This is a genomic window from Blautia faecis, from assembly GCF_020554845.1.
GTDB lineage: Bacteria > Bacillota > Clostridia > Lachnospirales > Lachnospiraceae > Blautia_A > Blautia_A faecis.
The window spans coordinates 1-23,875 of record NZ_JAJCIA010000036.1 but is presented as its reverse complement, the minus strand read 5'-3'; the positions used below and the strand labels follow the sequence as shown (position 1 = coordinate 23,875).

At 43.4% G+C, this 23,875-nt stretch carries 18 protein-coding genes; 17 read left to right on the top strand and 1 reads right to left on the bottom strand.

What is annotated here, in order from left to right:
* Positions 1 to 172 precede the first annotated feature (172 nt).
* Entirely contained in the window at positions 173 to 1,969 is a 1,797-nt protein-coding gene (locus LIZ66_RS14945; RefSeq protein WP_148461175.1) for an L-fucose isomerase, read from the top strand.
* Positions 1,970 to 2,349: 380 nt separating this feature from the next.
* Positions 2,350 to 3,522, top strand: a complete 1,173-nt coding sequence (locus tag LIZ66_RS14940; RefSeq protein ID WP_227200976.1) for a hypothetical protein — start codon at positions 2,350 to 2,352, stop codon at positions 3,520 to 3,522.
* Between the two features lie 62 nt (positions 3,523 to 3,584).
* Here LIZ66_RS14940 and LIZ66_RS14935 read toward each other — a convergent pair whose 3' ends face one another.
* Entirely contained in the window at positions 3,585 to 4,028 is a 444-nt protein-coding gene (locus LIZ66_RS14935; RefSeq protein ID WP_118577760.1) for an RbsD/FucU family protein, read from the bottom strand.
* A gap of 258 nt (positions 4,029 to 4,286) precedes the next feature.
* Between LIZ66_RS14935 and LIZ66_RS14930 the strand changes: the two genes are divergently transcribed.
* The 15 genes from LIZ66_RS14930 (at position 4,287) to rhaB (ending at position 23,768) form a co-directional block, all read left to right on the top strand.
* Positions 4,287 to 5,135 carry a class II fructose-bisphosphate aldolase gene (locus tag LIZ66_RS14930; RefSeq protein WP_173717930.1) on the top strand — a complete coding sequence of 283 codons (849 nt, stop codon included), beginning with the start codon at positions 4,287 to 4,289 and terminating at the stop codon, positions 5,133 to 5,135.
* A gap of 11 nt (positions 5,136 to 5,146) precedes the next feature.
* Positions 5,147 to 6,154 (top strand): LacI family DNA-binding transcriptional regulator, encoded by a 1,008-nt coding sequence (locus tag LIZ66_RS14925; protein WP_173734870.1) that lies wholly within the window; start codon positions 5,147 to 5,149, stop codon positions 6,152 to 6,154.
* Positions 6,151 to 7,665 carry a xylulokinase gene (gene xylB / locus LIZ66_RS14920; protein ID WP_227200977.1) on the top strand — a complete coding sequence of 505 codons (1,515 nt, stop codon included), beginning with the start codon at positions 6,151 to 6,153 and terminating at the stop codon, positions 7,663 to 7,665. Before LIZ66_RS14925 ends, xylB begins: the two co-directional genes overlap by 4 nt.
* Positions 7,666 to 7,679: 14 nt before the next feature.
* On the top strand, positions 7,680 to 8,729 hold the full coding sequence (locus tag LIZ66_RS14915) for a galactitol-1-phosphate 5-dehydrogenase (protein ID WP_173717933.1): 1,050 nt from the start codon (positions 7,680 to 7,682) through the stop codon (positions 8,727 to 8,729).
* A gap of 4 nt (positions 8,730 to 8,733) precedes the next feature.
* Positions 8,734 to 9,663, top strand: a complete 930-nt coding sequence (gene pfkB / locus LIZ66_RS14910; protein WP_227200978.1) for a 1-phosphofructokinase — start codon at positions 8,734 to 8,736, stop codon at positions 9,661 to 9,663.
* A gap of 88 nt (positions 9,664 to 9,751) precedes the next feature.
* Positions 9,752 to 10,762, top strand: coding sequence for an aldo/keto reductase (locus LIZ66_RS14905; RefSeq protein ID WP_118577756.1), 1,011 nt, complete (start codon positions 9,752 to 9,754; stop codon positions 10,760 to 10,762).
* Positions 10,763 to 11,035: 273 nt separating this feature from the next.
* Positions 11,036 to 12,658 (top strand): response regulator, encoded by a 1,623-nt coding sequence (locus tag LIZ66_RS14900; protein WP_148461183.1) that lies wholly within the window; start codon positions 11,036 to 11,038, stop codon positions 12,656 to 12,658.
* Entirely contained in the window at positions 12,655 to 13,725 is a 1,071-nt protein-coding gene (locus LIZ66_RS14895) for an FAD:protein FMN transferase (RefSeq protein WP_173717935.1), read from the top strand. The genes LIZ66_RS14900 and LIZ66_RS14895 overlap by 4 nt, the downstream gene beginning before the upstream one ends.
* A gap of 116 nt (positions 13,726 to 13,841) precedes the next feature.
* Positions 13,842 to 15,656 carry a sensor histidine kinase gene (locus tag LIZ66_RS14890; protein ID WP_148461185.1) on the top strand — a complete coding sequence of 605 codons (1,815 nt, stop codon included), beginning with the start codon at positions 13,842 to 13,844 and terminating at the stop codon, positions 15,654 to 15,656.
* Positions 15,643 to 16,629 (top strand): substrate-binding domain-containing protein, encoded by a 987-nt coding sequence (locus LIZ66_RS14885; RefSeq protein ID WP_148461186.1) that lies wholly within the window; start codon positions 15,643 to 15,645, stop codon positions 16,627 to 16,629. Before LIZ66_RS14890 ends, LIZ66_RS14885 begins: the two co-directional genes overlap by 14 nt.
* 380 nt (positions 16,630 to 17,009) lie before the next feature.
* Positions 17,010 to 17,987, top strand: coding sequence for an ABC transporter permease (locus LIZ66_RS14880; protein WP_118577750.1), 978 nt, complete (start codon positions 17,010 to 17,012; stop codon positions 17,985 to 17,987).
* A 20-nt stretch (positions 17,988 to 18,007) separates the two neighbouring features.
* Positions 18,008 to 19,519 carry a sugar ABC transporter ATP-binding protein gene (locus LIZ66_RS14875; protein WP_148461187.1) on the top strand — a complete coding sequence of 504 codons (1,512 nt, stop codon included), beginning with the start codon at positions 18,008 to 18,010 and terminating at the stop codon, positions 19,517 to 19,519.
* 10 nt (positions 19,520 to 19,529) lie between these two features.
* Positions 19,530 to 20,507, top strand: coding sequence for an ABC transporter permease (locus LIZ66_RS14870; RefSeq protein WP_173770686.1), 978 nt, complete (start codon positions 19,530 to 19,532; stop codon positions 20,505 to 20,507).
* A gap of 179 nt (positions 20,508 to 20,686) precedes the next feature.
* On the top strand, positions 20,687 to 21,799 hold the full coding sequence (locus LIZ66_RS14865) for a substrate-binding domain-containing protein (RefSeq protein ID WP_173773161.1): 1,113 nt from the start codon (positions 20,687 to 20,689) through the stop codon (positions 21,797 to 21,799).
* A gap of 565 nt (positions 21,800 to 22,364) precedes the next feature.
* Positions 22,365 to 23,768 carry a rhamnulokinase gene (gene rhaB, locus LIZ66_RS14860; RefSeq protein ID WP_118577746.1) on the top strand — a complete coding sequence of 468 codons (1,404 nt, stop codon included), beginning with the start codon at positions 22,365 to 22,367 and terminating at the stop codon, positions 23,766 to 23,768.
* Positions 23,769 to 23,875 lie beyond the last annotated feature (107 nt).

Sequence of the window (23,875 nt, the reverse complement as noted above, 5' to 3'; positions counted from 1 at the left end):
GTGAAATATAAGAGGCTGAGAGAAAAAATAGATTTTCAAATCAGCGGCACACAGGCAGAGTGCCTGAAACAGAGTTAAGAAAGCTATTGTAATTATTCAGCAGGCAATTACGAAATGCTGAACAGTTACGAACAATTTAATTTATATTTATAACAGGAGGTATGAAACTACTATGGCAAAGAGCAGATTAATCGGAAGCTACCCTGTAATCGGTATCAGACCGACTATTGACGGACGTAGAGGAGCACTCGACGTAAGAGGATCTCTGGAAGAGCAGACCATGAATATGGCTAAGTCCGTTAAGGAATTATATGAGGCAAACTTAAAATATTCAAATGGTGAGCCTGTAAAGGTTGTTATCGCTGATACCACAATCGGACGCGTTGGTGAGGCAGCTGCTTGTGCAGACAAGTTCAGACATGAAGGTGTTGATATCACTGTAACAGTTACACCTTGCTGGTGCTACGGTGCAGAGACAATGGATATGGATCCACAGACCATCAAGGCTGTTTGGGGATTCAATGCTACTGAGAGACCAGGAGCTGTTTATCTGGCTTCCGTTCTTGCTACACATGCACAGAAGGGTCTTCCGGCATTCGGTATCTACGGACACGAAGTTCTGGATGCTGATGACACAGAGATGCCAGAAGATGTTAAAGAAAAAATGTTAAGATTCGGTCGTGCAGCTGTTGCTGTTGCAACTATGAGAAACAAATCATGGCTGCAGATCGGTTCCGTTACAATGGGTATCGGCGGATCTATTATCGATCCTGATTTCATCGAGTCCTATCTTGGAATGCGTGTTGAATCTGTTGATGAGGTTGAAATTATCCGTCGTATGACAGAAGGCATCTATGATCATGAAGAATTTGACAGAGCTATGAAATGGGCAAAAGAAAACTGCACCATCGGCTTTGACAAGAACCCACCGGAACTTCAGATGACAGAGGAGCAGAAAGAAGAGCAGTTTGAGTTTGTAGTTAAGATGGCTGTTATTATTAAAGAGCTTATGAATGGATGCGATAACCTTGATCCGAAGTTCTCAGAGGAAGCAATCGGACACAATGCGATTGCAGCTGGCTTCCAGGGACAGAGACAGTGGACTGATTTCTATCCGAATGGTGACTTCGCAGAGGCTATGCTGAATACTTCCTTTGACTGGGATGGCGCAAGAGAGCCATACATCCTTGCTACAGAGAATGATGTTCTCAACGGTTTGGGAATGCTGTTCATGAAACTCCTTACCGGACGTGCTCAGATGTTTGCAGATGTTCGTACATACTGGAGCGCAAATGCTGTTAAACGAGTTACAGGATATGATCTTGAAGGTGTTGCAAAAGAGAACGATGGTATTATCCATCTGATCAACTCTGGTGCATGCTGTCTTGACGCTTCCGGTGTTGTTAAGGATGAGAACGGCGAAGGCGTTATGAAAGAGTGGTGGAACGTTACAGAAGAAGATCAGAAAGCCATCATGAAGGCTACTACCTGGAATGCAGCTGATAACGGATACTTCCGTGGCGGCGGATTCTCCTCCAGATTTGAGACAAGAGCTACTATGCCGGCAACTATGATCCGTCTGAACCTTGTAAAAGGACTTGGACCGGTTCTTCAGATCGCAGAGGGCTGGACAGTAGAGCTTCCAGAGGCTGTATCTGATACACTTTGGAAACGTACTGACTATACATGGCCATGCACATGGTTCGTACCGAGATGCGATGGCAAGGATGGTGCATTCAAGAGTGCATATGATGTTATGAATAACTGGGGCGCTAACCATGGCGCAATCTCTTATGGACATATTGGTGCTGATCTGATCACAATGTGCTCTATGCTGAGAATTCCGGTTTGCATGCACAATGTACCGGAAACTGATATCTTCCGTCCGGCTGCTTGGAATGCATTTGGAATGGATAAAGAGGGTGCAGATTTCAGAGCTTGCAAGAACTATGGACCTCTTTATAAATAATTAGCTTTTTATAACTTAACTGCTTTCTTTCACTCCCTCAGGACAATGAAGGAAAGCTGAGAGAGAGCGGGACTTTTGTCTCGCTCTTTTACTGTCTGGGAACCTTTATCGGACATACATTCGCATGATTTCATGCCAGGTTCCCGGTTTTTCTGTGAAATTTGTTTATAAAAACACCTCGCGGAACCTTTCCGGTGAATAGTAACTGTTGCTGTAAAATAATGGGAAAATATGAGAAAAATGGTTGCAAGTTTTTCCTGGTGTGTTACAATGAAAAGCAGAAAAATGGTTACTGCTCATTCCGTTCACAAAAATACCTCGCGGAATGTTATCAGTAAACAGTAACGAAAAATGTATACAAGAGGGAAAAGAGGATATATATGAAGAAAAAGCTGGGAATGCTGCTGGCTGTGCTTCTTACTTTTGGTATGACTGTGGGAGTTTTTGCAGATGCGGGAAAGACACAGCAGGTAGATTACAAAACAGATTACTATATGATTGTAGAATCGCCTGATGGCGGTGTTGACATGTATTCAGAGGCAGATGCTTCCAGCCCGAAGCTGAATGATGAGCTGATTCCTAATGGAACTGCGATTCATGTAGAAGGAGAGACCACAGATGAAGCTGGAATGGTATGGGTATATGCTCAGCTTCATGGCATGTTTGGTTTCTTGGAAGAGAATTATCTGAAGCCGGCCACTCTTGCCGAGGCAGTGGCATCAGAGCTTGCCTTATACGGAAGCAAGGATGCGAATTACAGTATTACAGTGAATGCTAAGGACAACGGTTCCGTTTGCTTGTATAAAGGACCTGGGAAAAAGTACGGCACAGTTTCCGGAGGCTGTAATATAGCGAATGGTGAGAAGTTATATATTGATACAGAAGTAGATACTGGTAAAGATGGTATCTGGGGACACACAGAGGCTGGTGATGTTTCTGGCTGGGTAAATATTGCAGAAGCCACCAATACGGAAGAGAGTACAGTAGAACTTGTTCCTGAAACTGAGAAAGAAGCGGAAGACGGTTCCCAATCTGTTCAGGATGGAGAGAATACTTCTGAAGTTGGAAAAGCAGGTACCGAAGGCAAAGACATCAGTGATGTGGAGACAGAGCCAACAGGCACTCCTGCCCCGAAGCCTGAGAAGACAAGTACTCCTGCTCCGAAGCCAGCTGAGACGAGTACTCCTGCTCCGGAACCTACTGAGAAAGCAACTGCAGCTTCAGAACCAACTGAGACAAGTATTCCTACCCCGGAGCCAACTGAGGCTGGCACTCCTACCCCGGAGCCGACTGAGACAAGTACTCCTACTCCGGAACCAACTGAGACAAGTACGCCCACCCCGGAGCCAAGTGAGACTATTGCGCCTACAGAAGAGGCAGCAGTAACAGCTGCTCCTTCAGAAAGTGCAGAACAGGAAGCGTCCAGCGAAAATGTGGAGAGCACAGATAAAGGAATGAGTTCTGTTATCTGGATTCTGGTTGTAGTTATTATCATTGGTATTGCAGTGGTAATCTGGCTTCTTAAGAAAAAAGGAAAAAATAGTGAATCATAATAAACATGAATAATAAAAGCTCCGCCGGGAATCCGACGGAGCTTTTTAGCTGAAATAAAAAATTACTTGTTGATAACAACACCTTTCTGAAGCATAACGTTTGCGTAAACAGCTTTCTCACCTGTAGCGATAATACAATATGCTTTCTTTGCCTCTTCATAAAATGCGAAACGCTCGATATTTCCAACTGCCTCGGCGCCACGTTCATCATGTTTGGAAACAATCTCTTTGTATGTATCCCAGATTGGAGTTTTTACCGGATCGCCAGGCATAACTTCCATCAGGGTAACTGGTTTCTCTACATAAGAATCAAGAGGGATAACAGTAAGGATAGCGTCCAGAAGTTCTGGAACTCCATGTCCGTCGCAGCGAACAACAATTGCATCTTTACCCATTGATTCTACTGGGAAGTTGCCGTCCGCGATAACGATGCGGTCGCTGTGTCCCATCTCGCATAAAACTTTTAAAAGCTGTGGTGAAAGTATTTCTGGAATTCCTTTTAACATAATATATTCTCCCTTCGTTCTTTCTCAGAAATCTGGCACAGTAATCTATAAAAACTGATACCGGTTCCGAAAGTATTCTACTCTATAAGTTACCTTTCTTTGCTGGATTTTTCAAGGTAAAATTTTACGCAAAAAGATGAAATATTTACTGTTGACAGAAATTTGGAAAAGAGTTAATATGAACTAAAACAGAAACGTTTCGGTTTCTCAAAAAACAGAAGATTCACGGCCTGTATCAGCAGGCAGAAGGAGGAGAATATGCCACTTGTTACATCTAAGGAAATGTTGTTGAAGGCTCAGCAGGGCGGTTACGCAGTGGGTGCGTTTAATGCAGAGAATATGGAGATGGTGAAAGCGATCATTCAGGCAGCTGAGGAGTTGAAAGCACCTGTTATGATCCAGACTACTCCATCTACTATTAAATATGGCACTCTTGAGACCTATCAGGCAATCGTTGCAGCAGAAGCTGCAAAGGCTTCCGTTCCGGTTTGCCTGCACCTTGACCACGGCAGTAGCTTTGATCTCGCCATGAAGGCTCTGAAGGCTGGATATACTTCCGTGATGATTGACGGTTCTAAGCTGGATTATGAAGGAAACATTGAGGTGAGCAAGAAGGTGGCTGACGTAGCAGCTTCTATGGGAATCCCATGCGAGGCAGAACTTGGTAAGGTAGGTGGTAAGGAAGACGACCTGGTTGCAGTTGCAGATACCAATACCGATCCACAGGAAGCCAGAGAATTTGTAGAGCGCACCGGCGTTACTTCTCTTGCGGTAGCAATCGGCACAGCACATGGCTTCTATGTGGGAACTCCTGTTCTTGATAAGGAGCGTTTAAGTGAAATTCGTGAAGTTGTAGATATTCCTCTGGTTCTTCATGGCGCTTCCGGCCTTAGCGATGAGGATGTTATGGATTGCGTAAAGAGAGGAATCTGTAAGGTTAATTTTGCCACCGAGCTTCGTGCAGCATACTCCAAGGCTGTCAGAGAGACACTTGAGGATGAGAAGGTATTTGATCCTAAGGCATATGGCAAGGCTGGAATTGCAGCTGTGAAAGAGCTTGTAATGGCCCGTATGAAAGTTTGCGGCTGTGACGGAAAGGCTGAGTAAGAGGCTGATTTATGGCAGCGACGATGAAAGATATTGCCAGACGGACAGGACTTGGTCTGGCAACGATTTCCTCTTATTTCAATGGGGGGAATGTAAGAGAGAAGAACCGTATCAAGATCGAAGAAGCCATCGAAGAATTACATTACGAAGTAAATGAAGTTGCCCGCGGTCTGAAGACCAATGCGACCAAGACAGTGGGGGTTGTGATTCCAGAGCTGAACAATGTTTTCTGCGCCGAAATCATCAGTGGAATGGAGGATATCCTCCGAAGCCATGGATATGCAGCGATTGTCTGTGACTGCAGAACAGATAAGAAGCTTGAAAAAGAAGCAGTGGATTTCCTTACCCGGAAACGTGTGGATGGAATTATCAATATGCCGGTAGATATGACTGGAGCCCATCTGAATGAATTTCAGAAAACAGGTAAACCCATTGTGCTTATCGACCGTATGATCCAGGGAATATCCTGCGACTGTGTGCTGGTGGATAATGTAAATGCAGCTGAGAAGGCTGTTGGCATGCTGGTAGAAGAACAGCATCAGAAGATTGGTCTGATCGGTGGACCGGATGAGGTATTCACTGCCAGACAGCGTATGTTAGGATATATGAAAGCACTTAAGGCTCATGGAATTGCGGTTGATGAAAAGCTGATCTGTCATGGTGATTACACGATCCAGGGAGGGGTTCAGGCAGTAGAAGAGCTGGTGAAAGAGAATCCGGATATGACAGCTGTTTTTGTGACGAACTATGAGATGACTATGGGGGCAGTGATCGGGCTTAACGAGATGGGGGTATCCATGCCAGAGGAGATTTCCCTGGTGGGATTTGACAATCTGCCTTTTGCCCGTGCATGCAGACCTGCACTTACCATTGTTTCACAGCCCACAGAGAAAATTGCAAGGGAAACAGCACAGATCATGCTGGAACGGCTTGAAGGAAGAGATGAGCTTCCTGACCATATTGTACGGAAACTTCAGACTGATATTTTTATGGGGAAATCCATAAGGAGACAAGGATGAGCAAAGACTATTTATTAGGAATTGATATTGGAACCAGCGCGTGCAAGGTTGCCATATTTAACAAGAACGGAAAGGTGATGGCTTCCGCCAATGGGGATTACCCTGTTTATTATCCTCATGAGGGATGGGCGCAGCAGAAGCCGGATGAATGGTGGCATGCGGTTTGCGGCGCTATTTGCGAATGCCTGGAGACAGGTAATATTTCAGGAGAGCAGATTGCCGGAGTGGGAATTGATGGGCAGAGCTGGTCGGCTATTGCCATTGACCATGAGGGAAATGTTCTGACAGATACACCTATCTGGATGGATACAAGAGCCCAGGAAATCTGCGACAGACTCAATAATGAAATCGGCAGTGAGAATATTTTCAATGTTGCAGGTAATTCTCTTCAGCCTTCATATACCACAGCGAAGATTCTCTGGTATAAGGAGAATATGCCTGAAGTATATAATAAGATTTACAAGATCCTTCAATCAAACAGCTTTATTGCTTACAGACTGACTGGTGCCATCACACAGGATCTTTCACAGGGATATGGCCTGCATTGCTTTGATATGCGTACTGGTACCTGGGATGAAGTGATGTGTGAGAAAATGGGAATTCCTGTGGATTTTCTTCCGGAGATTGTTGCGTGCGATAAGGTAGTGGGAACTGTGACGGAAGAGGCGGCAGCCCAGAGTGGACTGACTGTCGGAACTCCTGTAGTGGCCGGCGGTCTGGATGCAGCCTGTGGAACACTTGGTGCAGGTGTGATCCATCCGGGGGAGACCCAGGAGCAGGGTGGACAGGCTGGTGGCATGAGCATCTGCACAGATACATACAAAGCAGATCCAAGTCTGATCTTAGGCTATCACGTAGTGCCAGGCAAGTGGCTTCTTCAGGGAGGAACTACCGGAGGCGGCGGTGTCATGCGCTGGTTTGAGAGAGAATTTGCAGCTTATGAGAGGAGCCGCAAGGCGGATACCGGGAAATCCTCTCTGGAACAACTGAATGAAATTGCCGAGGCAGTACCAGCCGGAAGTGAAGGCGTTGTGTTCCTTCCATATATGTCCGGGGAGAGATCCCCTGTCTGGAATCCATACGCCAAAGGCGTTTTCTATGGACTTGATTTTGCTAAGACCAAGGGACACATGGTAAGAGCCTGTATGGAGGGCGTAGCATTTTCCCTGCGCCATAATCTGGAGGTGGCTGAAGCGGCAGGTGCTAAAGCAGAAGTTCTTCGTGCTATGGGAGGTTCAGCCAATTCCCTTCTCTGGACTCAGATTAAGGCTGATGTGACAGGCAAGGCAGTGGTGGTCCCTGCTTCCGATACAGCAACCACATTAGGTGCTGCAATCCTGGCTGGCGTAGGAGTTGGATTTTATAAAGATTACGAGGAAGCGGTTTCCATGACAGTGAAAGAGACAAGACGCCATGAGCCCAATCCTGAGAATAAAGAAGTTTATAATAAGACATACCGTACATATAGGGATTTATATGAATCTCTGAAAGCTATGATGGTACGGAAGTAAGGAGGTATTTCAAGATGAAAGCAGCAGTTGTAGTTGCAAACGAGGATGTACAGTACCAGGAAATCGAAGAACCACAGGCAAAACCAGGCTGGGTAAAGATTAAAGTAAAAGCTTCCGGCATTTGTGGCTCTGATGTTCCGCGAGTATTGAATCATGGTGTTCATTTTTATCCTATCGTTCTTGGACATGAGTTTTCTGGTGATGTAGTAGAAGTTGGAGAAGGGGTCACCAAGGTGAAAGTTGGCGACCGCGTTTCCGGGGCTCCGCTTCTTCCGTGCATGAAGTGTGATGATTGTCAGAATGGAAACTTCTCCTTATGTAAGCATTACAGTTTTATCGGTTCCAGGCAGCAGGGAAGTAATGCGGATTATGTAGTAATTCCAGAGCAGAATGCGATTCCTTTTGATCCGTCTATTTCCTATGAACAGGGTGCAATGTTCGAGCCATCCACAGTTGCTCTTCATGGACTCCTTCAGAATGATTATCAGGGCGGTCGCTGCGTGGCAATTTTAGGATGTGGAACAATTGGTATATTCACAATGCAGTGGGCAAAGATCTTTGGTTCCAAGAAGGTTGTAGTATTTGATATTAGTGAGGAACGCCTGGATCTTGCCATGAGAATGGGCGCAGATGCAGTTATCAATACAACCAAAAAGAATTATATGGAAGAGGCTATGGCAATTACCGGTGGTAAGGGCTATGAATATGTGTTTGAAACAGCCGGACAGGTTCCGACTATGCATATGGCATTTGAACTTGCTGCGAATAAGGCACACGTATGTTTCATTGGAACACCTCATGCAGATCTTACATTTACACCAAAGCAGTGGGAGAATATGAATCGTAAAGAATTCAAACTTACAGGCTCCTGGATGTCCTATAGTTCCCCGTTCCCAGGCAAAGAGTGGGATCTTACAGCTCATTATTTTGCAACCGGTCAGCTGAAATTTGATCCGGGATTTATTTATCGCAAAATGCCAATGAGTCAGGCTCAGGAAGCATTCCAGCTCTATAAGACACCTGGTCTTGTAAAGGGGAAGATTCTTCTGACGAATGAGGATTGAGCATATGATACTGACAGTAACATTAAATGCAGCCATTGATAAGCGGTATGTGGTAAATAACTTTAAGACTGGAGAAGTGAATCGTGTAAAGGAATGTACTTATGTTCCTGGTGGAAAAGGTCTGAATGTATCCAAGCCGGCTTCAATTTACGGAGCAGAGGTGATTGCCACAGGTTTTGTAGGTGGTTATGCAGGAGCTTATATTGAGAATGCACTGAAGCCGTTTGGTATTAAAAGTGCTTTTTATCATGTAGCTGCAGAAAGCAGATCCTGTATTAATATCTGGGATGAAGTTAATAAAGTTCAGACAGAATTTCTGGAACCTGGGTTTACCCTTACAGAAGAGGATTTTGCCGGATTTGAGGAAAAATTCCGTAATCTTGTAAAAGAAGCGAAAGTAGTTGCAATGTCAGGAAGTGTTCCGAAAGGACTTGACGGAACTGCTTATCAGCGTCTTATAAAGATTGTAAAAGAGGCAGGAATTCCGGTTATTCTGGATACCAGCGGCAAACTTCTTGAAATGGGAATTGAAGCAGCACCTACTATGATCAAGCCCAATATTGATGAAATCCGCATGCTCACAGGTAAGAATTGTGATGATATCCAGGATATTATAGATGCGGCGAAAGAGATTCATGCAAAAGGTGTGGAAATCGTAGCTGTTTCCCTGGGAGCTGACGGTTCTCTTGCAGTAGGTAATGAAGGAATTTTCCGTGCACTGGTTCCGAGAATAAATGCAGTGAACACAGTTGGGTGTGGAGATTCTATGATCGCAGGATTCGCACTGGGTTTATCCAGGGGACTTTCACTTCCTGAGACAATGAAACTGGCAAGTGCTATTTCAGCGTCAGCAGCCATGCGCGAGGAGACTGGATTTTTTGTGATGGAAGATATGGAGAAACTGCTTTCACAGATTGAGGTTACTAAATTATAAGAAAATGTAGTAAAAGATATTAAGCGAAAGTAAATTGCGTTGTAATTGAAATCTATAGTGCAAACGAAATGTTAAGGAGGATAAGAAAATGACAATGATCGATCCGGCAATTGTTCCGCAGAGAACACTTTATACTGGCGCTAAGATGCCAGCTGTTGGAATGGGCACTTTTGGAAGTGACCATGCAGATGCAGATGCAGTTTCTGCTTCTGTTGCAGGTGCACTTCGTGTAGGTTACCGTTCTTTTGACTGTGCTGCATGTTACGGAAATGAAGATATGATCGGAAAGATCTTCGCAGATGCATTTGCAGAAGGCATTGTAAAAAGAGAAGAACTTTTTATTGCATCCAAAGTATGGAACGATATGCATGGCGACGGAGATGTACTGATTGCCTGTGCGAAGACCTTAAAGGATCTGAAGCTTGACTATCTGGATATGTATTATGTTCACTGGCCATTCCCGAACTATCATGCACCGCATTGTGATGTGGATTCCAGAAATCCTGATTCCAAACCGTTCACAGTAGAGCGTTTTATGAAAACCTGGCGCCAGATGGAGCGCCTGGTAGATATGGGTCTGACGAAACATATCGGTATGTCTAATATGACAATTCCGAAACTGGAGGCAGTACTTCCACTTTGCAGAATTAAACCAGCTGCGATCGAGATGGAGCTTCATCCATGCTTCCAGCAGCCGGAGCTGTTTGATTATTGCAGAGCGCATGGTATTGAAGTGGTAGGATTCTGCCCAATTGGTTCTCCTGAGCGTCCGGAACGTGATAAGATGCCAGAAGATATTGCGGATATTGAACTGCCAGAGCTGAAAGCAATTGCAGCGGCACATGGTGTTCATCCGGCAGTTATCTGCATTAAATGGGCTGTACAGAGAGGTGCTTCCCCAATTCCATTCTCTTTGAAAGAGAAGAATTACACCATGAACCTGAAATGTGTCACGGAAGATCCTCTGACAGAAGAAGAGATGGAAACCATCCGTTCCCTTGATAAGAATAACCGTCTGATCAAAGGCCATGTATTCCTGTGGGAAGGTGCAAAGGACTGGCACGATCTCTGGGATGAGGATGGAGTGATTGTAAAATAATGGTTATAATTTCAAAGCTTCTTTAAATATCTTACACAGCAGAAAAGCTGCAGGGTTTATAATTCTTATAACTTTGCAGCTTTTTTGTTACCAGTAAACAGTAATAGTAACACACACCAAACAAACTCTGGAATTGTTTGTTTAGTTTGCATGATTTTATGGTATGTGATAATATAATATTTAGCTGAAATTAATAGAATACCATGTGCAAACAGGCATCGGGGGGGGAGCCGATGAGGTACATGCTGTGTATAGAAAGGGAAAGCGAAAACTATGTATCGAATTTTACTTGTAGATGATGAGATCCTGGTACGTGACGCCATAAAGGAGAATATTGACTGGAAGTCCATGGATTGCCAGCTTGTAGGAGACTGTGAAAACGGAAAGCAGGCAGCAGATTTTGTAAAGAGCCATCCGGTAGATATTGTTCTCACAGATATTTTGATGCCGTATATGGATGGAATGGAACTAAGCCATTTTCTGCATGATAATTATCCGGAGATCGTAATTGTGATCTTCAGTGGCTTCGGGGAATTTGAATATGCAAAGAAAGCAATTCAGTATAATGTAAGCGAATACATGCTGAAGCCGGTAACTGCTATGGAGCTCAGAGAAGTTATTGGCAAAATGAAAGAAAAAGTAGATCTGCAGAGAAAAGAAAAGAAGAAAATAGAATCCCTCACAAAGACATCTCAGGATTATCACAAAAATGCTCTGGTGATTCGTTCGAAAGCGATTGAATCTCTGGTAAGCTGTACGCGGGATGTGCAGGAGAGCCTGGAGGAATTGTCTGGAATGGGAATTAATCTGGAGGCAGCATCTTATCGGGTTGCGTTATTTGACATGGATCTGTTTTCCGATATTCATCAGATTGATATGGAAAAACGCCAGGAGAGCGCATTAATGGCTTTTGTTTTATTTAATGTTGCAGATGAGATCGTGACAGATCGTAATGCAGGAATTGCCTATCAGGAAGGAAATAACCGGGTGTGTATCCTCTTTATGGGAAACCGCAGCAGGGAGTTTTCCAGAGAAATACAGGAAATCTGTCAGGAAATCCAGAAAAAAGTAAAAGAAGTGATCGGCATTGAAGCTTCAGCAGGAATTGGGGGCTGGGTAAGGAATCCCGGAGATACGATCCAGTCTCATAACCAGGCTGAGAAGGCTATTGAACTGCGCTATTTACTGGGCGGAAATCTGCTCATTGACACAGAAACACTGAATCCGGAGAGAAGTATTTCTTTGCAGCAGCCATTAAGCGATATGGTAGATGGAATCAAGAAAGGCAATGAAGCTGAGATGAATCAGGCTCTTTCTGTTATGAAATCTGAGATCAAAAAGGCCAGAGTGGATAAAAGTCAGGCCTGTGTCTGCCTTCAGATGATTCTGCGCCATGCAGGAAGCTGCTGGGAAGCTCTTTCTTCCGAGAATGAAGATCTGTTCCACAAAAGAGAAATTCTCATGGGACGGGTAACCGAACAGAAAACTTTTAAGGAAGCTTTTAAAATGGCAGAGGACTATGTTCACGAGGTATTTGAAAGATGCTCTTCCCTGAACAGTTCCAGCGGTCAGAAGCAGGCAGTACTTGCTATGGAATATATTCGTCAGCATTACAATGAGCCGGAATTAGGATTAAATGATATCTGTTCCTATCTGAATATTGGTACAAGCTATTTCAGTACTATTTTTAAGGAAGCCACAGGAGGCACTTTCCTGGAATTCCTCAGTAAGACACGTATGGAAAAGGCAAAGGAACTCCTGGAACAGACTGCACTTAAGAACTATGAGATTGCGGAGAAGGTGGGCTTTTCAGATCCCCATTATTTTGGAATTTCTTTTAAGAAAATGACAGGTAAGACTCCTACCGAGTATGCAAGGGAAAAAAGATCCTTATGAAAAGAAAAGTACTGACGGCAGCCGGCATTTGTATTGGAATTTTGATTTTTACAGAAGGAACCAGGTATTTTGTTCAGAATCAGAAATGCCAGAAGCAGCTGTTTGCGATGGACACCTATATGGAGTTTACCGCATATGGTAAAAACAGTGAAAAAGCTGTAGATGCAGCTATAGAAGAAGTACAGAAACTGGATGCGATGTTATCAGCAGAAAACAGTAAAAGTGAAGTATATGCCTTAAATGAACAGGGAAATCTGCAGGCAACAGATGATCTGGCAGAACTGATCCTCCGGGGAAAAGAGATTTATCAGGAGACAGACGGACTTTTTGACGATACGATTTATCCGGTGATGAAGCTATGGGGATTTCCCACAGGTAATTATCATGTGCCTACAGCTGCAGAAGTACAAAAAAAACTGGCACTGGTGGATGGAAATAAAGTAGAAATACAGACCCGGGACTCTGATGAAAAGGGCAGGGACAGCAAAGAAAAAGCAAAGTTTGTAACGCTTGGAGCAGATCAGCAGATTGATTTTGGAGGAATTGCAAAAGGATATACAGGTCAGAAGCTGGCAGAGCTTTTTCAGGAATATGGCGTTTCTTCCGCATTGGTTTCTCTTGGAGGAAACATTCAGGCGATAGGGACGAAGCCAGACGGCAGCAGCTGGAAAGTGGGAATACGTGATCCAAAAGGCGGACAGCAGGATTATATTGGTGTTTTATCTGTGGAAAATCAGGCCGTAGTTACTTCTGGCGGTTATGAGAGGTATTTTGAAGAAGATGAGGAGACCTATATTCATATCATCAATCCCAGGACAGGATATCCGGCAGATGGAGATCTGCTGTCTGTGACAATCGTATCAAAGGACGGTACACTTGCGGATGGAATGTCCACGGCTCTTTATATTATGGGCTATGAGAAAGCTTGTCAATTCTGGCGGCAGCACAGGGAAGAATTCAATGTGATCCTGGTGACAGATGATGGGAAGATTCATATTTCAGAGAATCTTAAGGGGAATTTTCAGACAGAGTGGGAGCTGGAAATGATTGAATCCGGAAGTGAATAATTGCAGCTATAAAAAGATTTGCTGCCAGCAGGTGGATTATTTCTACAGAAATCAGTGATGAAAGATATGAAAAATAAAAAGTTAAATGAATGAGAAAACGTAAGGGAGAGCAGCCTATGAATAAAAACAAAAGAGAACGAAAATTTCTTAAAGGCTTTAAAAGTATTCAAAGCACTATATTTGCGGCTGTTTCTGTTCTGGTTCTCTGTGCGGTGCTTGCAGCGACTGCAGTATCAGTAAGATATACGAATTCTACAGTTTATGAGAACTCTGCCATTTATACCCAGACTATTATACATCAGCTGAATCAGAATGTTGATTCGTATATTACATATATGGATAATATTGCCTCAGTTATTGCAAAAAGCCAGGATGCGTATCAGCTTTTGTACCAGCGTATCGGTGAGGATGAGGCTGTAAAAGAAGGGCACAGGAAGCGTCTCCAGGAACAATTCAGTACGATATTGAAAGGACGTGATGACATCTGCAACATTGGAATCGTGCAAAAAGATGGGGTTATGCTTATAAACAGCGGATATCAGGCCACCAATCCGGATCTGGATCTTTCCACTCAGGAGTGGTACACCAATGCAGTAGATAATTACAATCAGTATTGTCTCAGTTCTTCCCATGTCCAGCATGTGATTAAGGACCAGCGTCCGTGGGTGATTACATTAAGCCGCGAAGTCCATAATTTCTATGGCACGGGAAACAGTGACGGTGTTGTATTTATTGACTTGAATTATAGCGCCATCAGTGAGCTCTGCGACCAGAACAGCATTGGGGATAAGGGATATGTATTTATTCTGGATCAGGATGGGAACATCGTTTATCATCCAAGCCAGCAGCAGCTGTATAATGAGCTTCAGACGGAGAACATTGATATTGTTATGAATGCCGACACAGATACGGTAGTAACAGGAGAGGGAGATGACGAAAAAATCTATACACTTGCCCGCTCTGAGATAACTGGCTGGACGATTGTTGGCTGCATGAATATGGCAGAGCTTTTAAAGAGCAGCAAAGAGGCCAATAACATATATGTAATGACGGCCATTGTACTGGTTGTGATCGCCATGCTTATTTCCAGCTTTATTGCCAGAAGCATAACTCTTCCGATTCAGAAGCTTCGTGATTCTATGGAAAGGGTTCAGGAAGGAGATTTCAAGGCAGCAGATGATCTGGTTATACCTTCCCAGAATGAAATTGGAAGTCTTACCACATCATTCAATGTGATGACCCATAAGATTGAAGATCTGATGGCACAGAATGTCCACGAACAGGAACTGAAGCGAAAGAGCGAACTGAAAGCTCTTCAGTCCCAGATCAATCCCCACTTTCTTTATAATACGCTGGATTCCATTATCTGGATGGCAGAAGGAAAGAAATATGAAGATGTAGTACTGATGACCGCTTCTCTGGCACGGCTTTTGCGGCAAAGTATCAGCAACGAAGATGAAACGGTCCTCATCGGCCAGGAAATCCAGTATGTAAAGAGTTATCTCACCATTCAGAAAATGCGCTATAAGGATAAACTGGAATTTGAGATCAATGTGGATCCATCTATTAACAGTGTGCATATAGTGAAACTTGTACTTCAGCCAATTGTGGAAAATGCAATTTATCATGGTCTTAAATATAAGGAATCAAAAGGGATGCTTACTGTTAACGGATACCAGAAAGATGGAAATGCAGTTATCGAAATAGCAGATGACGGTGTGGGAATGGATGAGGAGACCCTGAACCGGATTTTTGAGAAGCATAAAGTCAATTATCGTTCTAATGGTGTCGGTGTATACAACGTTCAAAGACGTCTCAGTATGTACTATGGAAAGGAATATGGTCTGAGCTATAAAAGTGAAAAAGGAAAAGGTACGACTGTTACAGTGGTAATTCCGATCGAGCAGGAGGAACATCATGAAAAAGCGTAAACAATGGCTTATGCTTGTATGCATAGCGCTGGCGGTGTGTCTGGTTTCCGGAGGAATGCTTTATATTCGTCAAAAAAATAATAACAAAAAGTGGTCATTAATTTACATACCGAAAACAGAGGATGGAACCAATGACTTCTGGACCTCCCTGATTTCAGGGACAAGAATGGCGGCGCAGGAATGCGGTGCAGAACTGGAAGTGCTGGCACCGGAGAGAGAACAGGATGTGGAGGTACAGAATAAACTTCTGGAAGAGGCCATTGAGAAAAATCCGGATGCAATATTATTTTCCCCTTCCAGCTTTGATGCTTCCGATGAATTATTGCAGAAGGCAAAAGATAAGGGAATCAAGATCACATTTATAGATTCCTATACAGAAAGCAATATTCAGGATATGACAGTTGCCACAGATAACCTGGAAGCAGGAAAGCAGCTGGGGGAATATGCCAGAACTTTTTTAAATAAGGATTCTCAGATTGCAATTGTAAGCCATGTAAAAGGTGTTTCCACTGCAATCGAAAGAGAACAGGGCTTTCGGGAAGGTCTGGGGGATTATAATAAGAATGTTGTAGACGTAGTATATTGTAATTCCCAGTTTGATAAGGCTTCCCAGCTTACAGAAGAACTGATGGAGAAATATCCGAATCTTGAAATGATTGCAGGAATGAATGAATATTCCTCTGTAGGCGCAGCACGGGCGGTACAGAAACATGATATGGAAGACCAAATCCAGGTAGTGGGGGTAGACAGCTCCCAGGAAGCAGTCCAGCTTATGGAAAAGGGTGTCTTCAAGGGAATTGTTGTGCAGAAAGCGTTTAAGATGGGCTATCTGGGTGTAACGGAGACTGTGCGTATGCTGCAGGGCAAACCTTACGATGAGAATGTAAATTCCGGCTGTCAGCTTGTAACTCCGGAGAATATGTATTCCAGCGAAATCGAAAAGCTGATCTTCCCATTTAATACCATAAAATAGACTTTGTAGCTGTTCTGTATCTTCACAGCTGCACGTTTTGCGGAAGAGTTACCCGATTTATGCTGTACCAGATCTTTTTAATATACTCTGTCAGATAAAATGAGACCTCAGGTTCGATCCTTTTGCGTTTCTTACGTATGAAAAGGATTGAATTTGAGGTTTTTTGATTTTACATGGTAAAGTGTTAGTGCATATTTCACATAAAAGGTTAAAAATTTATGACCATACCGTAAATATTTAACCTTTTTCTGGAAAATATTCTATTACAATTGTGCAGAATTCAAGGTATTATATAGAAAACGCAGAGAGTGCAAAAAGTTATTGCTCAGGAAGAGTGAGGTAAACCTGGACAATAACAAAAAATCAAGGAGGGTGAAAAGTTGGAAAAGTTAAAACAAAATCCAATTGTGAAAAAGCTCGGCCTGAACAGAATCATGCTTGTCTGTATTCTTGTTCTTATGTTCGTAGTTTTCAAGGTAGTACTCGGAAGTAAATTCCCTGTTGGCGACAGTATCAAATCTACTTTGAACTATGTATACTTCCTGGGCTTTTTATCACTTGGAGTAACATTTGTAATTGCTACGGGAGGAATTGATTTCTCCATCGGACCGGTTATGTTCTGCTGTGCACTGGTTTCCGGTTACTGCATGACTTCTTATGGAGTTCCTTGTGCAGCTGCCATGGTTCTGTGTGTGCTCATTGGTCTTGCATTTGGTATATTTAATGGATGGCTGGTTTCTTATATGTCAGTTCCGCCATTTATCGTATCCATGGCTTCCATGAACATTGCAAAAGGTATTGCTTCTGTATTTACCAAGACACAGTCAGTCAGCTGGCCGCAGAGTTCTGATCCGGTAAACGGATGGTTCCGTAATATCGCATCTTATAATGGATTCCCGGTTGGTCTTGTGATCTTCCTTGGAATGGCAGTGGTTTGCGGTATTGTTCTTTACAATACAAAGCCAGGACGTTATATCCTTTGTCTTGGATCTAACAGCGAGGCAGTTCGTCTTTCTGGTGTCAATACCAGAAAATGGAGAATGCTTGCATATGTGATCTGTGGATTCCTGGTAGGAATCGGAGCACTGTTCTTTGTAGCTACTTATACAACCGTTCAGCCAGGATATGGCGATCAGTATAACAACGAGGCAATTGCAGGCTGTGTAATGGGTGGTACATCCATGGTTGGTGGACTTGCTTCCATCGGCGGTACTGTAATCGGTGTATTTATCATCTCTCTTCTTCAGCAGGGAATCATGGCATTTGGTCTTGGCAAAGGACAGCAGATGATTATTACAGGTATCATTGTTATTGTAGCAGTTTACGCTGACGTTTCTGCAAGACGCAGAAAGAACTGATCATAAGGGAGGATTCGATAATGGGTGAAGTTATTTTAACTATGAAGGATATTGATAAGTCCTTTCCTGGAGTTCATGCCCTGGATCATGTTAATTTCGAAGTGAAACGCGGTGAAGTACATGCACTTATGGGAGAGAACGGAGCCGGAAAGTCCACACTGATGAAGGTGCTTACCGGTATTTACCAGAAGGATTCCGGAACAATTACATATAAAGGCAAAGAGACAGAATTTCACAATACCCGTGAAGCTCAGGATGCCGGAGTGGTAATCGTACATCAGGAATTAAATATGATCGGAGATCTGACTGTTGCACAGAACATCTTTATCGGACGTGAACCGAAGAAGGGAATCCGTGTAGACGACAAGAAGATGATCGAAGATTCCAGAAAATTATTTCAGGATCTGAATATTGAGATCGATCCGAGAGAAAAAATGAGTAATCTTACTGTTGGTAAGCAGCAGATGTGTGAGATTGCAAAGGCTATTTCCCACAAAGCTGAGGTGATCATTTTTGATGAGCCGTCAGCTGCTCTTACTGAGAAGGAGATTGCGGATTTATTTGAAATCATCAAAGACCTTCGTAAGAAGAATCTGGGTATTGTATACATCTCACACCGTATGGATGAGATCAAGGTCATCACAGACCGTGTAACTGTCATGCGAGATGGTGGCTATGTTGGAACCCTGATCACAGCAGACAGTACAAAAGAAGATATTATCAACATGATGGTTGGTCGTGTTATTTACGAAGATCCGAAGGATCATAGCATGGTTGCCCCAGATGCCCCGGTTGTTTTGAAGGTAGAGCATCTGAATGCAGGCAAGATGGTTCAGGATGTAAGCTTCGAGCTTCGTAAAGGTGAAATCCTTGGCTTCTCAGGACTGATGGGAGCAGGACGTACTGAGACAGCCAGAGCACTGTTTGGGGCAGATCCGAAACAGAGCGGTAAGATTTCCATTATGGGTAAAGATGGACAGCTCCATGAAGTAACCATCAACAGCCCACAGGATGCTGTTAAATATGGTATCGGTTATCTGTCTGAGGACAGAAGAAGATATGGAGTTGTTGTTCAGAAATCTGTAACAGAGAACACAACCCTGGCTACCATGGAAGAATATTGCAACGGTTTATTCATCAACAAAGCCAAAGAGAAAAAAGTTACAGAGAGATATGTGAAAGAGCTTGCAACCAAGACTCCTTCTACAGACCAGCTGGTAGTGAATCTTTCCGGTGGTAACCAGCAGAAGGTAGTTATTGCAAAATGGCTTACCCGTGACAGTGAGATCCTGATCTTCGATGAGCCTACAAGAGGTATCGACGTTGGTGCGAAGAACGAGATCTACAAGTTAATGAGCAAGCTTGCAGCAGAAGGAAAATCTATTATTATGATTTCCTCTGAAATGACTGAGATTCTCCGAATGAGTGACCGAATCATCGTTATGTGTGAAGGTAAGGTAACAGGAAATATTGATATTTCTGAAGCTACACAGGAACACATCATGAATAAGGCGACACGGAATATCGATTAAGGAGGACGTCATGACTAAGAAGAAAAAAAGTATTTTAAGTGATCAGAGATTTATTGTTTTGCTGGTTATCATTGCACTGGCTGCTGTTTTCTCCTTTATGAGTAAGGAGTTCAGACAGTACACCACAATCCTGAGTATGCTGGATTTCTCATATTATGACCTTCTGATGGCAATCGGTGTTACATTCCCGCTTATCACAGGCGGTGTAGACCTGTCAATCGGAACTGGTATGGTATGTTACGCATTGATCGGCGGAACACTTGTAAGAAGCAACAATGTTCCAGTAGTAGTAGCAATGCTGCTCTGTGTAGTGCTTGGAATTGCAATCGGCGCATTGAACGGTGTTCTCATTGGTATCATGAATCTGCCGCCATTCCTTGCTACTCTTTGTACCTGTATGATTACCCGTGGTGCTGGTTCTCTTTGCAGTGCTACACCATGGCCAACACTGAATCAGCCAGGCGGATGGTTCCATTCCATCTTTAAACTGACAATCGGACAGGGAAGAAGCGCTTCCCGTTACCCGCTCGGTTTCCTTTGGATGATCCTTCTGGTAATCCTGATGGAGTTCGTTCTGAATCATACAAAATTCGGACGTTACACCATCGCAATCGGTTCCAACAAAGAAGCAGCAGCTCTTTCCGGAATCAATGTTAAGTTTTACCATGTAATGGTATACGTAGTTTGCGGTCTGTTTACCGGACTTGCAGCTATCGCATACGCAGCAGTAACTCCTACTGTACAGCCTGGTACTGGTGCCGGACTTGAGATGGACGCAATCGGCGGTGTATTCGTTGGTGGTGTTGCAGCTTCCGGTGGTTATGGATCTGTAGTAGGAACTCTGGTAGGTATTTTCGTAATCATGCTGTTAAAGACCGGTCTTCCATATGTCGGTCTGCAGGCAAACTGGCAGCAGATCATCACAGGTGTTGTATTGATCGTTGCAGTATTGATCGATATCCTGAAAGAGAAAAAAAGTGCACACTAATAACTGAAACATACAGGCTGGCTTACAGACAGTCAGCCTGAAGAAAAGCAGAATTCTGTTTATAAGCAGAACAGCTGGTAAACAGCAACAATTTCATAACGGATGTGAAGCGTCGGAGAGTGTAGCGACGTATCATCATAAAAAACTATATAATTTTTATTTCAAGGAGGAAGTAGTAAATGAAAGCAAAGAAAGTTATGGCATTAGTACTCTGTGCAGCAATGGTATCTGGTTTAGCAGCAACAACTGTTATGGCAGCTCCGGAAGATCAGTTTGAAGGACTTACAGCTAACGAAGCTTATGAGTTCCCAATGATGGTTAAATCCTTCCAGTCTACATACTGGGAAGCAGCTATGAAAGGTATGGACAAAGCTGCTGAAGAATTAGGTGTTACCTATACAGCACAGGGACCAAACAGTGAGTCCGATATCGCTGACCAGGTTAACATGATCAATACAGCTATCGCAGCTAATCCTGTTGGATTAGGACTTGCAGCTTGTGATACATCTTCTGTTCAGGAAGCTCTTCAGACATGTGTTGACAAAGGAATCCCGGTTGTTACATTTGATACAGGTATCGCTGATGCTCCGGAAGGATCTGTAGTTTGCGAAGTCTGCACAGACAACAATCAGGCTGGTTCTGTAGCAGCTGAGAACATGTATCCGGCAATCAAAGACGTTATCGCTAACGCTGACGGACAGGTTATCATCGGTGAGGTTAACCAGGATGCTACAGCTCTTAACATCCAGCAGCGTGGTACAGGATTCATCAATAAGATGATCGAGCTGATTAAAGCTGATGGAAAAACAGTAGCAGTTAAAGGTAATGAGTTCTATGTAAACGCAGCAGAAGGTGCTGACGCTGAAGAAGCTGACGCAGACGTTGTTATCCAGGTTGCAGTTCCGGCACAGACAACTGTAGAGCTTTGCTCCACAGAGGCTCAGGCTATCCTTTCCCAGGAAAACTGTATCGCAATCTTCGGTTCCAACCAGGTTGCAGCAGAGGGTGTTCTTGCAGCTAACGCTAACCTGAACGTTCTTGGTTCTGACGCAGCTAACGGTGATGTTATCGGTGTTGGTTTCGACGCTGGTTCTATCATTAAAGCAGCTGTAACAGATGGCACATTCCTTGGTGCAGTTACACAGTCTCCTCTGATGATGGGATATTATGCAATCTACGCTCTGACAGCAGCTGCTAACGGAGCTGAGCTTGAGGATGTTCCTACAGCTGGTTACTGGTATGATTCTACAAACATCGACGATGAAAACATCGCTCCAAACCTTTACGACTAATTAAAAAGTAAAGAGACGACACAACGTCCAATGTTTGCAGGTTTATAAACTGTGAATGAAACAGACCCCTGGGGCATTGCCCCGGGGGTTTTCTGGGTGAAAGAGGAATTATTGCAGCACGGAAAATATTGTCACTATCTTCCGGATACTTTATGTGAGAGGTTTTTGTGAATATAGTGGACAGAACATTCTGGTTGCAAATAAGGACACTTTTTTAGACAAACAAGGTTCTTATTTATTGATGAATATTATAGTACTATGATATCATCAATTAGAAAAGCCGCTGTATGAGGAATATCAGGATTGGTACGTTATTGTGTTACTGTTCACTGGTAACGTTCCGCGAGGCGTTTTTTGTGAACAAAGTTCACAGAAAACCCGAGAATTGCGGCGCGAAATCATGCGAATGCATGATTTCTGTGCATCGCGAAGCGCGTTACTGTGAACGGAGTGAACAGTAACGTTATTGTTTATGGAAAATGTTTGATGAGACATTTGTGTAGGACAATAAGACAGGAACCTTGATATATACAGCGTAATTTTACAATTGAGGAGGTTTCATAAAATGACAAAGTATTATTTAGCAGTAGATATCGGTGCTTCCAGCGGACGTCTGATCCTTGGACATCTTGAGAATGGAAAAATGGAGCTTGAGGAAGTTCATCGTTTTGAGAATGGAATGGTAAAGAAAGACGGCGAGCTTTGCTGGGAGTTTGACAGACTTTTCCAGGAAATTAAGAATGGTCTTAAGAAATGTAAAGAGATCGGCAAGATTCCGGTAAGCATGGGTGTTGATACCTGGGGCGTTGACTTTGTACTGATGGATAAGGACGACAAGGTTCTTGGAAATACAGTTGGATATCGTGATCACAGAAATGAAGGTATGGATGAGGAAGTATATAAGACGATTTCTCTTGAGGATCTTTATGCACGTACCGGTATTCAGAAAGCAATTTTCAACACGGTATATCAGCTGATGGCTGTGAAGACAAAACATCCGGAATATCTGGAACAGGCTGAAACTATGCTTCATGTACCGGATTACTTCCATTATCTTCTTACAGGCAAGAAAACCTGTGAGTATACAGAGGCAACAACAGGTCAGCTGGTAAATGCAGAAACAAAGGACTGGGATTACGAACTGATTGATAAACTTGGATATCCAAGAAAAATGTTCCAGAAATTGATCATGCCTGGTACCAGTGTTGGACACTTTACAGAAGAGGTAAAAGCAGAAGTTGGGTTTGATGTGGAAGTTGTAGCACCGGCTACACATGATACCGGATCCGCAGTTCTTGCAGTTCCTGCAAACGACGACGATTTTATTTATATCAGCTCCGGAACATGGTCATTGATGGGAATTGAAAGAGAAAAAGCTGACTGCTCCAAGAAGAGTTGCGAGATGAACTTTACGAATGAGGGCGGCTATGCAGGAAGATTCCGTTATCTGAAGAATATTATGGGACTTTGGATGATCCAGTCTGTTCGTCATGAATATGATGATAAATATGGATTTGCAGAAATCTGTCAGATGGCAGAGGAAGCGAAAGATTTCCCATCCAGAGTAGATGCAAATGATGAGTGCTTCCTTTCTCCGGAAAGCATGATCGAAGAGGTTAAAGATTACTGCAGAAGAACCGGACAGAAGGTTCCGGAAACTTTAGGAGAAATTGCTACTGTTATTTATACCAGTCTTGCTGAGTGCTATGCAAAGACAGCAAAGGAACTGGAAGAGATGACAGGAAGAACCTTCAGCCGTATCCATGTAGTTGGCGGAGGTTCCAACGCAGGCTATCTTAATGAGCTGACTGCGAGAGCAACAGGAAAAGAGGTTCATGCAGGTCCTGGAGAGGCAACTGCAATCGGTAATATTACCGCTCAGATGTTAAAAGCAGAAGAGTTTAAATCAATCGAAGAGGCTCGTACTACCATTCATGAGTCCTTTGGAATTAAGGTATATCAGGCTTAATGAAAAGTTAAAACAGCCGGGATATACGATCGTTTGTATAATGGTATTTGTGGTTACTGTTCACTGGTAACGTTCCGCGAGGTGTTTTTTGTGAACAAAGTTCACAG

Coding starts and splice junctions, on each gene's coding strand:
- rhaB (WP_118577746.1), top strand. CDS start 22,365: ATGACAAAGTATTATTTAGCAGTAGATATCGGTGCTTCCAGCGGACGT.
- LIZ66_RS14915 (WP_173717933.1), top strand. CDS start 7,680: ATGAAAGCAGCAGTTGTAGTTGCAAACGAGGATGTACAGTACCAGGAA.
- LIZ66_RS14890 (WP_148461185.1), top strand. CDS start 13,842: ATGAATAAAAACAAAAGAGAACGAAAATTTCTTAAAGGCTTTAAAAGT.
- LIZ66_RS14865 (WP_173773161.1), top strand. CDS start 20,687: ATGAAAGCAAAGAAAGTTATGGCATTAGTACTCTGTGCAGCAATGGTA.
- LIZ66_RS14895 (WP_173717935.1), top strand. CDS start 12,655: ATGAAAAGAAAAGTACTGACGGCAGCCGGCATTTGTATTGGAATTTTG.
- LIZ66_RS14930 (WP_173717930.1), top strand. CDS start 4,287: ATGCCACTTGTTACATCTAAGGAAATGTTGTTGAAGGCTCAGCAGGGC.
- LIZ66_RS14875 (WP_148461187.1), top strand. CDS start 18,008: ATGGGTGAAGTTATTTTAACTATGAAGGATATTGATAAGTCCTTTCCT.
- LIZ66_RS14935 (WP_118577760.1), bottom strand. CDS start 4,028: ATGTTAAAAGGAATTCCAGAAATACTTTCACCACAGCTTTTAAAAGTT.
- LIZ66_RS14900 (WP_148461183.1), top strand. CDS start 11,036: ATGTATCGAATTTTACTTGTAGATGATGAGATCCTGGTACGTGACGCC.
- xylB (WP_227200977.1), top strand. CDS start 6,151: ATGAGCAAAGACTATTTATTAGGAATTGATATTGGAACCAGCGCGTGC.
- LIZ66_RS14885 (WP_148461186.1), top strand. CDS start 15,643: ATGAAAAAGCGTAAACAATGGCTTATGCTTGTATGCATAGCGCTGGCG.
- LIZ66_RS14940 (WP_227200976.1), top strand. CDS start 2,350: ATGAAGAAAAAGCTGGGAATGCTGCTGGCTGTGCTTCTTACTTTTGGT.
- LIZ66_RS14925 (WP_173734870.1), top strand. CDS start 5,147: ATGGCAGCGACGATGAAAGATATTGCCAGACGGACAGGACTTGGTCTG.
- LIZ66_RS14870 (WP_173770686.1), top strand. CDS start 19,530: ATGACTAAGAAGAAAAAAAGTATTTTAAGTGATCAGAGATTTATTGTT.
- LIZ66_RS14945 (WP_148461175.1), top strand. CDS start 173: ATGGCAAAGAGCAGATTAATCGGAAGCTACCCTGTAATCGGTATCAGA.
- LIZ66_RS14905 (WP_118577756.1), top strand. CDS start 9,752: ATGACAATGATCGATCCGGCAATTGTTCCGCAGAGAACACTTTATACT.
- pfkB (WP_227200978.1), top strand. CDS start 8,734: ATGATACTGACAGTAACATTAAATGCAGCCATTGATAAGCGGTATGTG.